Origin of the sequence: Arthrobacter russicus, from assembly GCF_031454135.1 — a bacterium.
GTDB classification, from domain to species: domain Bacteria; phylum Actinomycetota; class Actinomycetes; order Actinomycetales; family Micrococcaceae; genus Renibacterium; species Renibacterium russicum.
On the sequence record NZ_JAVDQF010000001.1, the window covers coordinates 784180 to 797279 of the forward strand.

Annotated in this window: 12 protein-coding genes; 4 read left to right on the forward strand and 8 right to left on the reverse strand. The window is 64.8% G+C overall.

Annotation, left to right across the window (positions count from 1 at the left end; genetic code table 11):
- The first annotated feature begins 113 nt into the window (after nt 1-113).
- The gene (locus tag JOE69_RS03690) at nt 114-1073 is read left to right on the forward strand and encodes a helix-turn-helix transcriptional regulator (RefSeq protein WP_309796162.1); all 960 of its coding nucleotides are present in this window, start codon (nt 114-116) and stop codon (nt 1071-1073) included.
- Nucleotides 1074-1085: 12 nt separating this feature from the next.
- The gene (gene hrpA, locus JOE69_RS03695; protein WP_309796164.1) at nt 1086-4961 is read left to right on the forward strand and encodes an ATP-dependent RNA helicase HrpA; all 3876 of its coding nucleotides are present in this window, start codon (nt 1086-1088) and stop codon (nt 4959-4961) included.
- A 41-nt stretch (nt 4962-5002) separates the two neighbouring features.
- Here the strand turns inward: hrpA and JOE69_RS03700 are convergent, their stop codons facing one another.
- Genes JOE69_RS03700 through JOE69_RS03710 form a run of 3 tightly spaced genes read right to left on the reverse strand, consistent with a single transcriptional unit; the run spans nt 5003 to nt 7370 of the window.
- Nucleotides 5003-5431, reverse strand: coding sequence for an HIT family protein (locus JOE69_RS03700; protein WP_309796167.1), 429 nt, complete (start codon nt 5429-5431; stop codon nt 5003-5005).
- Between the two features lie 16 nt (nt 5432-5447).
- A complete protein-coding gene (locus JOE69_RS03705; protein ID WP_296363673.1) occupies nt 5448-6497 on the reverse strand; it encodes an NAD(P)-dependent alcohol dehydrogenase in 1050 nt (349 codons plus the stop codon).
- Between the two features lie 42 nt (nt 6498-6539).
- Nucleotides 6540-7370 carry a sulfurtransferase gene (locus JOE69_RS03710; protein WP_309796169.1) on the reverse strand — a complete coding sequence of 277 codons (831 nt, stop codon included), beginning with the start codon at nt 7368-7370 and terminating at the stop codon, nt 6540-6542.
- 50 nt (nt 7371-7420) lie between these two features.
- On the opposite strand from JOE69_RS03710, the gene cds1 reads away from it, so the two are divergent.
- On the forward strand, nt 7421-8512 hold the full coding sequence (cds1, locus tag JOE69_RS03715) for an L-cysteine desulfhydrase Cds1 (RefSeq protein ID WP_309796171.1): 1092 nt from the start codon (nt 7421-7423) through the stop codon (nt 8510-8512).
- Between the two features lie 22 nt (nt 8513-8534).
- On the opposite strand, the gene JOE69_RS03720 is transcribed toward cds1, so the two are convergent.
- On the reverse strand, nt 8535-9191 hold the full coding sequence (locus JOE69_RS03720; protein WP_309796173.1) for an MBL fold metallo-hydrolase: 657 nt from the start codon (nt 9189-9191) through the stop codon (nt 8535-8537).
- Nucleotides 9192-9291: 100 nt separating this feature from the next.
- Here JOE69_RS03720 and JOE69_RS03725 point away from each other — a divergent pair, with 100 nt between their 5' ends.
- Nucleotides 9292-9723, forward strand: coding sequence for a Fur family transcriptional regulator (locus tag JOE69_RS03725; RefSeq protein ID WP_296363677.1), 432 nt, complete (start codon nt 9292-9294; stop codon nt 9721-9723).
- 19 nt (nt 9724-9742) lie between these two features.
- Here JOE69_RS03725 and JOE69_RS03730 read toward each other — a convergent pair whose 3' ends face one another.
- The 4 genes from JOE69_RS03730 to JOE69_RS03745 form a co-directional block, all read right to left on the reverse strand.
- Nucleotides 9743-10243, reverse strand: coding sequence for a hypothetical protein (locus JOE69_RS03730; protein ID WP_309796176.1), 501 nt, complete (start codon nt 10241-10243; stop codon nt 9743-9745).
- Nucleotides 10244-10308: 65 nt separating this feature from the next.
- Nucleotides 10309-11187 carry a metal ABC transporter permease gene (locus JOE69_RS03735; protein ID WP_309796178.1) on the reverse strand — a complete coding sequence of 293 codons (879 nt, stop codon included), beginning with the start codon at nt 11185-11187 and terminating at the stop codon, nt 10309-10311.
- Complete coding sequence (locus JOE69_RS03740; RefSeq protein ID WP_309796180.1) at nt 11184-12011, reverse strand: metal ABC transporter ATP-binding protein; 828 nt, start codon at nt 12009-12011, stop codon at nt 11184-11186. The genes JOE69_RS03735 and JOE69_RS03740 overlap by 4 nt, the downstream gene beginning before the upstream one ends.
- A gap of 33 nt (nt 12012-12044) precedes the next feature.
- The gene (locus JOE69_RS03745) at nt 12045-12995 is read right to left on the reverse strand and encodes a metal ABC transporter solute-binding protein, Zn/Mn family (RefSeq protein ID WP_309796182.1); all 951 of its coding nucleotides are present in this window, start codon (nt 12993-12995) and stop codon (nt 12045-12047) included.
- Between the last annotated feature and the right edge of the window lie 105 nt (nt 12996-13100).

Here is a 13100-nt window from a genome sequence, read left to right on the forward strand (position 1 = left end):
GGCGGCACCCCGATTCGATCCGGCCCGGCCAGTAGCTGTCGCTGATTCGCATGGCATCAACGTACAACCGAACTAGGACAGCTCCTGTCCCTGATCGCGGCTAAGCTGCCAACATGATCGAAACATCAGCGCGGCTGCTCCAACTGTTGTCGCTTTTGCAGATTCGGCGGGAATGGACCGGCTCGGCCCTGGCCGAACGGATGAGCGTCACCGAACGCACGGTGCGGCGGGACGTGGGCAAGCTCCGGACCCTCGGTTATCCGATCAACGCCTCCCCCGGCGTGGCCGGCGGCTACCAGCTCGGCGCCGGAGCCGAACTGCCTCCATTGCTACTCGACGACGAGGAGGCACTCGCCGTCGCGCTCGGCTTGAGCACCGTGACCGCGGGGCCGGTGGCCGGCATCGGTGAAGCCTCGGTACGCGCGCTCGGCAAATTGGAGCAAGTGCTGCCGCCACGATTGCGGCCCCGTTTCGCCTCGCTGAAATCCGCGGTGAGCCGAATCGCCGCGCCGACCGATGCCGTAGACGCGCAGTTGCTGACCAAGGTTTCGGCTGCTATTTCGGAACGCCGGGCCATCGGTTTCCGGTACCGGAAGCACGACGGGGACTCGGCGCCCCGGATCGTAGAACCCTATCGCCTGGTCGATTCCGGAATGCGCTGGTACCTGGTCGCCTTCGATCTGGCCCAGATGGATTGGCGCACCTACCGGATGGACCGGATCCTGAGCACACCCAGCGAACGGCAGAGGTTCACCGCCCGACCGCTGCCGGCACCGGATCTGGCCGAATATGTGCACCGGGCGATCACCCGTTCGCCCTACCGTTACGATTTGCTGATCCGGCTGCATGCGCCGGCCTCGGAAGTCGCCGAGAGCTTCTCGACGGCCACCGCGGTGCTCGAAGCGGAGTCCGAATCGAGCACCTTGATGCGCTTGGGCTGGGATTCCCTGGTCTCGCCGCTGGCCCATTTGGCGCAGACCGGCATGCGTTTCGAGATCCTCGAGCCGGAGGCCTTGCGGGACCAGGCCAAGCTGATGGCGAAACGGCTGCTGGAAGCAGCTGGATCCGACTAGACTGAGCAAGCTATGAGTCTGACCATCACCTACCCGCCGGAGCTTCCGGTCTCCGCTCGCCGGGAAGAGCTGATGGCGGCCATCCGGGACCACCAAGTCGTGATCATCGCGGGCGAAACCGGCTCCGGGAAAACCACCCAGATTCCCAAGATGTGCTTGGAACTCGGTCTGGCCGGAACGGACCGGGACGGCCGTCCCCGCTTGATCGGGCACACCCAGCCACGACGGCTGGCGGCCCGCACGGTCGCCGAGCGGATCGCCGCGGAGTTGGATGTGAAACTCGGCGAAGAGGTGGGCTTCCAAGTCCGGTTCACCGGCGAAGTCTCCCGGCAGACCAAAATCAAGGTGATGACCGACGGGATCCTGCTCGCCGAAATCCAACGCGACAAATTGCTGCGCAAATACTCCACGCTGATCATCGACGAGGCCCACGAACGCAGTCTCAACATCGATTTCATCCTGGGCTATCTCAAGCAGATCCTGCCGAAACGGCCGGATCTGAAGATCATCATCACCTCGGCCACGATCGACCCGGAACGGTTCGCCAAGCACTTCGCGGATGCCCGCGGACCCGCCCCGGTCGAAGAGGTCTCCGGCCGGACCTACCCGGTGGAAATCCGTTACCGGCCGCTGGACGCGCCGAAGGGCGAAGCCGAACCGGACGAGGCGGATCCGGACTCCGAAGACCGGGATCCGCTCGACGCGGTCTGCGATGCGGTCGAGGAGCTCTCCGGCGAAGCGCCGGGCGACGTCCTGGTCTTCTTCTCCGGCGAGCGCGAAATCCGCGATGCCGCAGAAGCCCTGCGCGGCCGTTTCGCGCACCATCCGCGGCTGCGCGAGGCCGAGATCCTGCCCTTGTTCGCCAGACTCTCGCTCGCCGAGCAGCATGCGGTCTTCAGCACCGGATCCCGGCGCCGGATCGTGCTGGCCACCAATGTCGCGGAAACCTCGCTGACGGTTCCCGGCATCAAATACGTGGTGGACACCGGGACCGCGAGGATCTCCCGGTATTCGCATCGGACCAAAGTGCAACGGCTGCCGATCGAACGGATCTCCCAGGCCAGCGCCAATCAACGAGCCGGTCGTTGCGGCCGGGTTTCCGACGGGATCTGCATCAGGCTCTACTCCGAGGCGGATTTCGAATCCCGGAGCGAGTTCACCGACCCGGAAATCCTGCGCACCAACTTGGCCGCGGTGATCCTGCAAATGACCGCGGTCGGCGTGGCCAAAGGGCCCAAGGACGTTGCGGATTTCCCCTTCGTGGAACCGCCGGATTCCCGGGCCATCGCGGACGGCGTCGCGCTGCTGCGCGAATTGGGCGCCTTGACCGCGGAAGGCGCGATCTCCCCGGTCGGCCGGCAATTGGCCCAACTCCCGGTCGATCCCCGGTTGGGCCGGATGATCGTGGAAGCCGGCCGGCGCGGCTGCGCCCGAGAGGTGATGATCCTGGCTGCCGCGCTGACCATCCAAGACCCCCGGGAACGGCCGACCGAGAAACGGCAGAGCGCCGACGAGAAGCACAAGCGCTTCGCGGACGAGAACTCCGATTTCACCGGGTTCTTGAATCTCTGGCGCTACCTGCAGGACAAACAGCAGGAACTTTCCAGCACCGCCTTCCGCCGGCTCTGCAAGGCCGAATTCATCAACTACCTGCGGGTGCGCGAATGGCAGGATTTGTTCGCGCAGCTGCGCCAGCTCGCCAAACCTCTGCAGATCACCCTCGCCGCAGGCCAGGTCGATCCGGTGGGCCTGCACATCCCGGTGCACCAGTCGCTGCTGGCCGGAATGCTCAGCCACATCGGCCTCTTCGACGAACGCAAACGGGAATACTCCGGGGCACGCGGCACCCGGTTCGCGATTTTCCCGGGCTCGGCCCTGTTCAAGAAGAGCCCGGATTGGGTGATGAGTGCCGAACTGGTGGAGACCTCACGGCTCTGGGCCAGGGTCAATGCAAGGATCGATCCGCTCTGGGCAGAGGAAATCGCCCCGGGCTTGCTGAAACGCAGCTACTCCGAGCCGCATTGGTCCAAGCGCAGCGGCTCGGTGATGGCTTTCGAAAAAGTCACCTTGTTCGGCTTGCCGATCGTGGCGCAGCGCCGGATCAACTACGGCCGGATCGATGCGCCGCTGTCCCGCGAGCTGTTCATCCGGCATGCGCTGGTGGAAGGCGATTGGCGTACCCAGCACAAGTTCTTCCACCGCAACCAGGCGGTGCTGGCCGAGGTCGAAGAACTGGAAACCCGGATGCGCCGGCGCGATCTGCGGGTCGACGACGAGGCGCTGTTCGAGTTCTACGACGCCAGAGTGGGCGTCGATGTGGTCTCCGAGCGGCATTTCGACAAATGGTGGAAAACCGCACGGCAGGAGAACCCTGCGCTCTTGGATTTCGACCCCGGCGTGGTGATGGCCGAAGCCGCCGAGCTGGACGAAACCGCGTACCCGAAAATCTGGCAGCAGAGCGGTTTCGAGCTGCCTTTGAGCTACGAGTTCCAGCCATCTTCGCCCGGCACCGCAATCAACGAGTCCGACGGCGTCACGGTATCCGTCCCGGTGCTCTTCCTGAACCAACTCGACGAAGCCCCGTTCCAGTGGCAGATTCCGGGTCTGCGCGCCGAACTGGTGACCGCGCTGATCAAATCCCTGCCCAAAGCGGTACGGAAGAACTTCGTCCCAGCACCGGACGTCGCCCGGCAAGCTGCCGCAGCCCTGGCTGCGGATTTCGATCCGCAGCACGATCAGCTGGAAGCATCGTTGGAATTGGTTTTGCGCCGGCTTCGCGGGCACGTAATCCCGCCGGGTTCCTGGAACTGGGCCGCGGTGCCGGCGCACGTCCGGATGAGCTTCCAGGTCGTCGATGCGCAGGGCCGGATCATCGACGAGGGCAAGGACCTCGCCGCTTTGCAGGAGTCGTTGGCCGGGGCGACCCGCCGGGCGATCGCGGAATCCCTGGGCGCCACCCCGAAGACCACGGCGCCGAAGGCGACGCCGGCCCGCGCGGAAGTTGCTGCGGCGCCGCCTCTGGTGCAGGAACTCAACGGGCTGCACAGCTGGTCGGTCGGCACCATCGAACGCTCGGTGAGCCGATCAGTGAACGGCCACGCGGTGACTGGTTATCCCGCCTTGGTGGACCAGGGCAGCGCTGCCGGGTTGCGGGTTTTCCAGACCGAAGACGAGGCCTTGGCGGCGCACCGCGGCGGAGTGATCCGCCTGCTCGCCCTGCGGATGCCGTCGCCGGACCGGTATGTGCTGGACCATTTGAGCAATGCGGAGAAATTGACTTTCAGCCAGAATCCGCACGGCCAGGTCAGCGAGCTCATTGCAGACTGCACGCTCGCTGCGATCGACAAGCTGGTGCCGCCGGAGTTGCCGTTCAGCGAGCCGGAGTTCGAAGCCCGTTACGAAGCCAGCCGGGCCGATCTGATCGATACCGTATTCGTGGTGGTCGCCGTCGTCGAACGGGTGTTGGCCAGTACCCGTCGGATCGAAAAGCAGCTCAAGGGCAGTACCAGCTTGGCCCTGATCAGCGCGCTCAACGACATCCGCGCGCAGCTGGACGGTCTGGTCTACCCGGGGTTCGTCGCCCGCACCGGATATGCCCAATTGAGCCAGCTCCCCCGGTATCTGGCCGCGATCGAGAAACGCTTGGAAAAGCTGCCCAGCTCGGTGCAACGCGATGGGCTCAGCATGGCTGCGGTGCAGACTTTGGAGGACGAGTACGACGACGCAGTAGCGGCTTTGGCCGCCGGGCGTGCGGTTCCGCCGGCCTTGCGCCGGATCCGCTGGATGCTCGAGGAACTGCGCGTCTCACTCTTCGCGGTAGAACTGGGCACCGCCTACACGGTGTCCGAAAAACGGATCCGGCAGGCCTTGGCGAAAGCTTTGGCCTAGCCCTGGTCCGGTCCGCCGGCTGGAACCGGGCCGGCGGCGGATCAGCGTTCCGGTACCGAACCGCCGTGGCCGGCGGCCCGCAGGGCCACCCGGATTTTCTCCGCATTCTGATCCAGGCGGGCCGGATCCGGGCTGTTGTCCACGGTGCCGAAGTCGTAATCCGCCATGGAATTGACCGGCCACACGTGCAGGTGCAGGTGTTCCACTTCGAACCCGACGATGGTCAAGCCGGCCCGGGCCGAACCGAAAGCCGCTACTTGGGCCTGCCCGATCGCTTGCGCCACCGCGGTCAGTTTCTGCAGCAGCTCCGGGTCGGCGTCGGTCCACCGGTCGACCTCCTGGCGCGGCACCACCAGGGTATGCCCGTCAGTGAGCGGGCCGATGGTCAAAAACGCCACCACCTCAGGGTCGCTCCAGACGAAGCGACCCGGGATCTCACCGGCGATGATTTTGCTGAAAAGCGTTGCCATATCCAGTCCTTAGGGTTCAGAGAGTTGCCGTATCGAGGACGAAGCGGTATTTCACATCTCCGGCGACCATCCGTTCGTAGGCCGCGTTGAGGTCTTCGGCGTCCACCATCTCGATGTCCGAGGCCACACCGTGCTCGGCGCAGAAATCGAGCATTTCCTGGGTTTCCGCGATGCCGCCGATCATCGAGCCGCCGTAGGCCAGCCGGCGTCGGATCAGCGCCCCCGGCGAAACCGGCGGCATGGGCTTTTCCGGCATGCCGAGCTGCACGATGGCGCCGTCGCGCTTGAGCGTCTTCAAATAGGTGTTGATGTCGTGCTCGGCGGCGACCGTGTCGATGATCAGGTTGAGCGAATTCCGCGCACCCTTCATTTGCTCCGGGTCCTTCGACACCACCACGTGGTCGGCGCCCAGTTCGTGCGCGGCTTCGGCTTTGGCCGGGCTGGTGGTGAACACCGTGACCTCGGCACCCATCGCCTTGGCGAGTTTGACCGCCATGTGGCCCAGGCCGCCCAGGCCGACGACGCCGACGGTGTCGCCCTCCTCCACCCCGAAATAGCGCAGCGGCGAGTAGGTGGTGATCCCGGCGCACAGCAACGGGGCCGCGGCGGCCTTGGCCAAGCCGGCCGGAATCCGGACTACGTAGTTCTCATCGACGACGACCGAGCTGGCATAGCCGCCCTGGGTGATCGCGTCGCCGTTGCGCTTGTCCACGGCACCGTAGGTGCCCACCATGCCGACTTCGCAGTACTGCTCGAAGCCCTCCTGGCAGGATTCGCATTCCCGGCAGGAATCCACCATGCAGCCGACCCCGACGGCGTCTCCGATGCCGAATTCGGTGACTTCCGAACCCACCCGGGCCACGGTGCCGACGATCTCGTGCCCGGGTACCAGCGGCCAGTGCTGATTGCCCCATTCGCCGCGGACCGAGTGCACGTCCGAGTGGCAGAGGCCGCAGAATTCGATGTCGATCTCAACGTCGTGGGCGCCGGGTTCACGCCGATCGATCGTGGTCGGCTCCAGGCCGGTGGAAGCGGACATTGCGGCATAAGCTTTAGCGACAGTCATGGAACCAGCGTAATGGTTGTTCCTGGCCGGCCGGTCACCGGTTCAGCCGGTCGCCACCGGCAGCTCCGGATGCTGCGACCAGGCAGACCAGGAACCCGGGAACAACGCCGCCCGAATCCCGGCGATTTCCAATGCCGCTACTTGGTGCGCCGCGGTCACTCCGGATCCGCAGTATGCGGCGACCTCGGCTCCGGGAACCGCACCGAGCGCGGCGAAATCCGCAGCCAATTCCGCAGCCGGCCGGAACTTTTGGGCCGCGTCCAGATTTTCCGCAGTGGGCCAGCTCCGCGCTCCCGGGATGTGCCCGGCCCGCGGGTCCACCGGCTCGGTTTCGCCCCGGTAGCGTTCCCCCGCGCGAGCGTCCAAGAGAACGCCGTGTTCGGACCACCCGGCAACCTGTTCGAGCGAAACCACCGGCATCCGGCCGAACTCCAGGCTCACCGTGCCCGGCGGATTCCGGATCTCGCCGGCTTCGGTCGGTAGGCCGGCTGCCCGCCAAGCAGCCAAACCGCCGTCGAGCAGTCGTACCGACTCGAAGCCGGCGTGCCGCAACAACCACCACAGTCTGGCCGCTGCGAGGTTGCCTGAATCGTCATAGCCGACCACCAGATCAGCATCGTTGATTCCCCAGCGGCGTGCCGAGGCTTGGAAATCCGCAATCGAGGGCAAGGGGTGCCGGCCCTCCTGCGGCAGGCCGGCACCGGCCAGTTCGGTCGCCAGCGAAACATATACCGCTCCCGGAATATGGGATTCGAGGTAGTGTTCGCGGCCGTTCGGATCACCCAGTGCCCAACGCACGTCGAGCAGTACCGTGCGCTGGCCGGATTCAGCTCGTTGCCGCACTTCCGCCACATCGATCAGAGTCTTTGCCATGCCCCCAGGTTAGGCCATCTTCCGGCAACCGGCTCAAGTAAGCTCGAGATGTGGATTTCACCTCTTGCACCCCTGCCCGGCGTTGGGCCGATGAAGCGATCCGACGCATCGAAGCCGAGAACAACCGTTCCGCCGATACCCACCTCTATGCGGTCCCGTTGCCGGAAGAGTGGGGCGTCCAGCTCTACCTCAAGGACGAATCGACCCACCGTTCCGGCAGCCTGAAACACCGCCTGGCCCGGTCCTTGTTCCTCTTCGGGCTGGTCAATGGCTGGATCGCCGAAGGGACCACGATCGTCGAGGCGTCCTCCGGCAGTACTGCGGTTTCCGAAGCGTATTTCGCCCGGCTGCTCGGCCTGCCGTTCATCGCGGTGATGCCACGGAGCACCAGTGCGGAGAAAATCGCCTTGATCGAGCAGTACGGCGGGCGCTGCCATTTCGTGGACAGCTCGGCAGAGGTCTATGCGGTCGCCGCCGATCTGGCTGCCCGGAACCACGGCCATTACATGGACCAGTTCACCTATGCCGAGCGCGCCACCGACTGGCGTGGCAACAACAACATCGCGGAATCGATCTTCGAGCAATTGGCCTTGGAAGAATACCCGATCCCGCGCTGGATCGTGGTCGGCGCCGGAACCGGCGGCACCAGTGCCACGATCGGGCGCTATTTGCGTTACCACTCGCATCCGACCCAGCTGGCCGTCGTCGATCCGGAGAACTCCGCCTTCTACCCGGGCTGGCGGGACGGATTGAGTGATTTCGAAACCGGTCAGGCCTCTCGGATCGAAGGCATCGGCCGGCCGCGGATGGAACCCAGCTTCGTGCCCAGTGTGATCGACGAGATGATCCAAGTACCGGATTCTGCTTCGGTCGCCGCGATGCGCCAGGTGCAGGATTTGGCCGGATTGCAGGCCGGCCCGTCCACCGGCACGAACCTCTGGGGCGTCTGGCAGTTGATCGCTGCGATGATTGCCGACGGCGAACGGGGCAGCGTGGTCTCGCTGCTCTGCGATGGGGCGGAACGCTATCAGGCCAGTTACTACAATGATTCCTGGCTCAGCGAAAAGGGCCTCGACCCGGCACCGTACCGCGCCGTGATCGAGGACTTTTTCCGCACCGGACGTTGGCCCGGCGCCGAATAACCCGCTTCGGGGCCGGCGTCGGTTAGATTTCCACGCTCTCGCGCACCGCCAGGTGCCGGAACTCGACTCCGTACCGGGCACCGAAGAGCGAAACCTGCCCCTCCACGAACTGCAATCCGATCTCGGACAACAGCACGTCGTGGATCTGGAAGGCTTTCGGCGCCCGCACCGAGTTCACGAAATCCACCACCTCGGCGGTCTTCGACCACGGGGCATGGATCGGTACCAGCAAGGTCTGCGCCTGAATGCCGTCCGGCACCGTGAAGGAATCCCCGGGGTGGAAGACGTCCCCATCGATCAGGTAGCCGATATTGGCCACCGGCATGATCCGCGGATTGATCAAAGCATGCTGCCCGCCGAAGGTCCGCACCGAGAATCCGGCCAGTTCGAATTCCGTGTCCGGCAGGGCATCCTGGATCCGGGCCGCTGATTCCGGCGCCCCGGTCCGCAACTGCCCGGCGACCACCGCCGGCGCAAACACTTGGAGCGCCGGATCCCGGGACAATGCGGCAAGGATTTCGGTCTGGTCGAAATGGTCGGCGTGTTCATGGGTGATCAGAATTGCCGCCGCCCCGTCGAGCGCCTCGGCCGCTTCGGAAAACGTCCCCGGGTCCAGCACCAGCGCCACTCCGGCTTTTTCCAGGCGGATGCAGGCATGAGTGAATTTGGTCAACAACATGGCAACAGACTACGCCTGCGGCGCAGCCGCCGCGACGCCGGAACACCTCGGGGACTGATAACCTTTAAGCCGGGGGAAGTTCGCTGAGCAGGAGGCAGATGTGACCGAAACAAGCACACCGGTGAAAGAGCAACGGGTCACCAAACAACGGCTGGCGGTCAGCGCGGCTTTGGACGAACTGGATGATTTCGTCAGCACCCAGGAGCTGCACCGGATCCTGCAGGACCGCGGCATTTCGGTCTCCCTCGCCACCTCTTACCGGATTTTGCAATCCATGGCCGAAGACGGCGCCGTGGATGTGCTCCGCAACCCTGAAGGCGAAGCGGTCTACCGGCGCTGTGCGGTCGCCGAACACCACCACCACCTGTTGTGCCGCAATTGCGGCAAAGCCGTGGAGATCGAGGCGCCGGTGGTGGAAAAATGGGCGGTCAAAATGGCCCAGGAAAACGGCTACACCGAGATCAACCACACCGTGGAGATCATTGGACTGTGCCCCGAATGCACGCTGCTGCGGCAGGCCGGACAACTCTGATTCTGCTGCAGCCGGTGGTTCAGCGCCGCAGCAGATAGGGTCTGGCACTGCGCGTCCAGACCAGAATCAGCGCGGTCGCCGAGATCAGCAAGTCCGCCAGCGGAATGGACAGCGCCTGCACCGACCCGGCTTGCTGGAACGGATTGCTGCCTTCCGGCGCATAGGACATCCCGATCATCAGGGAAATCACCAGGAACCCGGCCAGAAGTGCCAGGAAATTGGCTCCGGCCAGCAGGCTCGAGACCCCGCGGACCCGGCGCCAACCGATGGCCGTGGCCACCGCCATCGCAGTCCACAGCCCAGCCGGCAGAACCGCCGGCAAAATCGCGAACAGGACAAGCGACCAAAACCAATCACCGGGGTCCAAGAAGCCGTCCGGAAGGTACAGCGGGAACAGCAGCCACAGCCAGAGCAGGGATTGCATCGCGCCGAGGGCCATCAGCAGCACCGCGGCCCGGACGGTTCCGGGCATCCGGTCCACGGCTCCCCCGGCACCGGGCGACGGTTCGATTGGCTCCACCAGTCGAGCCTATGCCGAGCTCAGCGGCATTGCCCCGGAACCGACGAACTCTGCCCGGAAGGTCCTCAGACCATGCGCCTGCGGGTAATCCCCCGGTTTCGCCGGCGCCGCGCGATCAAACGGCAGACCAGATAAATCGCGAAGGAAAGCGTCGTGACGTAAGGGCTGATCGGGATCCTGCCGCCCAGGGCGAGCATGATCCCGCCGACCGTCGCCCCCACGGCGAAGAGCACGCTGAGCAAAACCACGATGCGCGGCGATGTCGCCACCTGCATCGCCGCCGCCGCCGGCGTGATCAGCAAGGCGAGCACCAGGAGCGCGCCCACGATTTGGATCGACAAGGCGACCGAGATGCCCAACAGCACCATGAAACCGATCGACAGCGCCCGCACCGGCACACCCCGGGCCTGGGCGATGTCCGGATCCACACTGGCGAAAGTCAGTGGACGCCAGATCACCAGCAAGGCCAGGATCACCAGGACTGCTGCTCCGAGCAGCGCATTCAGCTGGGTCGCATCGACCGAAACGATCTGGCCGGTGAGCAGCCCGAACTTGTTCGCGGCGCGGCCTTGGTAGAGCGAGAGGAACAAGATGCCCAGGCCCAGGCCGAACGGCATCAGCACCCCGATGATCGAGTTGCGATCGCGCGCCCGCACCCCCATCAAGCCGAGGATCAAAGCCGCAGCCACCGAACCGACGAGCGAACCGCCGATCACGTCCACTCCGATCAGCAAGGCGAGGGCCGCGCCGGCGAAGGACAATTCCGCGATCCCGTGCACCGCGAAAGCCAGGTCCCGCATCATCACGAAAGTGCCGATCAAGCCGCCGACCACACCGAGCACCGCGCCGGCCAACAGGGAATCCCGGAACAACGGCAAGAGCTCGCCGTAGTTGCTGAAATTGAAAATCTCGCCGAAGACCGCGAGCACGTCCTGCCAGTTCATACCGGCTCCTCCGCGTCGTGCGCATGATCGTGCGTGGTGGCATCGGGTTGACCGACCACGACGATCCGGCCGTTGCTCCGGAAAACATCCACCGGCGTGCCGTAGAGGTCGCTGAGGACTTCCGAGGTCATCACCTCGTCCGGAGTGCCGACCCGGAACCGGCCACCGGCCAGGTAGAGCACCCGGTCCACGTGTTCGATGATCGGGTTGATCTCATGGGTGACGAAGACGACCGCGGTTCCGGCCCGATGCGCTTGTTCGGCGACCAACGAACTCACCGCCCGTTGGTGCCGCAAATCGAGGGAAAGCAGCGGCTCGTCGCACAGCAGCAACGCCGGCTCGGTGGCCAGTGCCTGGGCCACCCGGAGCCGCTGTTGTTCGCCACCGGAAAGCAGGCCTACCGGAACATCGGCATATTCGGTCGCGCCGACTTTGCGCAGTAGATCGTCGACCCGGCGGCGGTACGCCTTCGCGCCCAACCGCACGCCCCAGTGGTCGCCGTCGATGCCCAAGCCGACCAGGTCCCGGGCCCGCAACGGGGTTTGCGCGGCAAACCCCTTCTGCTGCGGCACGTAGCCGATGGTTCGATTCCCGACGGTCTTGCCGCCGACGGCTTTGCCCGCCACTTCCAAGCTCCCGGAACTCAGTTTCTGCAGGCCGAGGAGCACCTTGAGGAAGCTCGTCTTGCCGCTGCCATTGGGGCCGAGCACGGCGAAGAATTCCCCGGGCTCGATGGTCAAATCCAAATCCCGCCACAAGGTGCGCGCGCCGAAGCTCAAGGTGGCTCCGCGCAGGTTGAGGACACTCGACGGCACTGGGTTCACGCTTTCATCCGAACGGTCTGGCTTCAGGTGGTCTTACTTCAAGGCATCGGCGATGTGGTTCGCATTCTGCGTCATCCATCCCAGGTAATCTTGGCCCTCCGGCAGCGTTTCCGAGAAATTGACCACTGGCACTCCCGCCGCCTCCGCGGCCTTTTTCAGCGACTCGGTCTGCGGCCCCTCGGTCTGATCGTTGTAGGCCAGGAATCTCACGCTCTTGGAACTGAGCAGGTCGCTCGCCGCCTTGAGCACCGCAGGCGGCACATCGGAACCTTCTTCGATGGCATGGCTGTACTCCTCCGGGGTTTTGTTCACCAGTCCGGCGCTCTGCAGCATCCACAGCGGAACCGGCTCGGTGATCGCCACCGGCTGCCCCTCGGAGCCGGACTTCACCCCGGCCAAGACGGTTTCGATCTGCGCCACCGAGGCTTTGAACTTTTCCGCATTCGCGGTGAATTCGGCCGCGTTAGCGGTATCGATCCCACCGAGTTTCTGGGCGATCCGGTCGGCGAGTTTGCTCACCGACGGCAAGGAGTACCAGACGTGCTCGTTGAAATCCTCGGAATTCGCAGCGGTCTTCAACCCGGAAAGTTCCACGACGTCGATGAGTTTGCCCGGGTCGGCGCCCTCGGCCAACTTGCTGAAGAAGTCGTCGTAGCCGCCGCCGTTTTCGATCAGCAGGGCGGCTTTGCTCACCGCCAGCTTGTCCTGCGCAGTGGTCTCATAGGAGTGCGGATCCTGGCTGGCATTGGCGATGATCGAGGTGACCTTGACCCGGTCCCCACCGATCTTCGACACGATGTCGCCGTAGACGTTGGTCACCGCGACCACCTCGATGCGCTGTGTCCCGGAGCTGCCTCCGGAGGCCTGCGGGGATCCGCTCGAACCGCCGCAGGCGGCCAAGCCGAGGGCCAAGCCAGCGGCGGCGAGCGCAGTGAGCGCGGCCCGCGCCGGACGGACGGACGAGGGGCTTGGCAAACGCCGCATGATGACCTCAGTTTCCTCAGCTGTGTTTCGCTGGAATCGACCAGCTATCGAGAACGATGTGCAATAAGCACGTTCTCCAGCATAAGCCAACCAGGAATCATTCGC